The following is a 1,696-nucleotide window of genomic DNA, read 5'->3' as shown; positions in this document are numbered from 1 at the left end:
ACTCTGCGCAGCGGCGAGTTGGCGTTCGGGGGCATCAATGGTCTCAACCTGGTCAAGCCCGGAACGGTGGTTGCCAGCCGCTTTGTTGCGCCCGTTGTCTTCAGCGAGATCAGGATTGGCGAATCGGAGTCGGTTCCCACCGCGACCGGGCATGTCATCGAGATGGACCAGGCCGACCGGGTTGTGCACTTTGCGTTCGCCGCACTCGACTACACGGCCCCGGAACGCAATCGCTTTCGCTACAAGCTTGAAGGCTTCGACGATGCCTGGGTAGAGGCAGGTACACGTCACGAAGCGACCTATACCAACCTGGATCCGGGGCGCTATCGATTCCTGGTCCAGGCCAGCAATCACGATGGCTACTGGAACCAATCCGGCGCGGAAGTCGAGCTGGTGGTCAGGCCGCAATGGTGGAACAGTCCGGGCATGCAGGCCGGATATGCCTTGCTCGCCGTGCTGGTTCTTGCCGGGCTTGCAATAGCCATGCGGCGCAAGCGTGCCGAACAACGTCGCCACGCGCGCGAGCTGCTTGATCGGGAATCCCGACTTCGTCTGGCCCTGTGGGGGTCGAGCGATGAGTTCTGGGAGCTGAACATGGACAGTGGCGTGCTGACCCGGCTCAGCGCGGCTCCGACACCGGCACGCCAGCGTGAGACGAGTCATTCGGTGTATGACTGGGTGCGCGAGAGCGTGCATCCGGATGACCAGCGCGCCATTGCCCAGCATCTTGATGACCACATCAGCAACAAGGCATCGTTGTTCGAGTCGGAACAGCGTGTGCGCTTCGGCGATGGCAAGTGGATCTGGGTTCTGGCCCGCGGCAAGATCGTCGAGCGGACGCCCGAGGGGCGGCCTCTGCGTATCTGCGGTACCGCACGCAACATCACCGCTACCCGTGATGCCGAGCGCGAACGGCGCATCGTCCAGGAAGTGATCAGCAGCATGCGCGAAGCGGTCACCGTCTGCGATCTCGAGTTCAAGTTCGTCTCGGTCAACCCTGCGTTCACGCGAATCACCGGCTGGCAGGAGCACGAGGTGGTCGGCCAGTCTGCGGCCATTCTCAACTGCGCCCAGCATTCGCCCGAGTACTATCAGAACATGCGCGAATCGATCGCGCGCGAAGGGCTTTGGCGCGGCGAGCTCTGGCAACGGCGCAAGGATGGCGAGGAATTTCTTTCCTGGCTGCAAAGCTCCGAAGTGCGCGATGCACAAGGCAAGCGTACGCACTACATCGGTGTACTGACTGATATCACCGAGCGAAAGCGCAATGAACAGGAACTGCGCTACCTGGCGAACTACGACACCTTGACCGGACTGCCGAACCGCACACTCATGGCCGAGCGCCTCGGTCATGCCGTCATTCGCGCGCGCCGTGGCGGGCGCAAGGTCGCCGTTCTGTTCCTCGATCTTGATCGCTTCAAGCACGTCAACGATTCAATGGGACATGCTGCCGGCGATCGCATGCTCAAGGCGGCAGGAAGTCGATTGCGCGACAATGTTCGTGACGGCGACACCGTGGCCAGAATCGGCGGTGACGAGTTCACCGTCGTGCTCGAAGAGCTGGCCGATGCCGGTGAAGCCGAGCGCGTGGCGCAGAAGCTGATCAGCGCCTTCGAAAAGCCCCTGGAGTTGAACGACGGGCAGGATGTCGTGATATCGCCGTCGATCGGTATCAGCCTGTACCCCGATCACGCAC

General features: G+C 62.0%; 1 protein-coding gene. It reads left to right on the top strand.

What is annotated here, in order from left to right; all coding sequences use genetic code 11:
* The coding region (locus tag WBP53_RS03475) for a diguanylate cyclase domain-containing protein (RefSeq protein WP_423925972.1) at positions 1-1,696 on the top strand (1,696 nt) is incomplete at both ends.

Source organism: Dokdonella sp. (genome assembly GCF_049593775.1).
Lineage (GTDB): Bacteria > Pseudomonadota > Gammaproteobacteria > Xanthomonadales > Rhodanobacteraceae > Dokdonella.
Note: the sequence above shows the minus strand (reverse complement) of the source record. Positions and strands in the feature narration are given on the sequence as shown.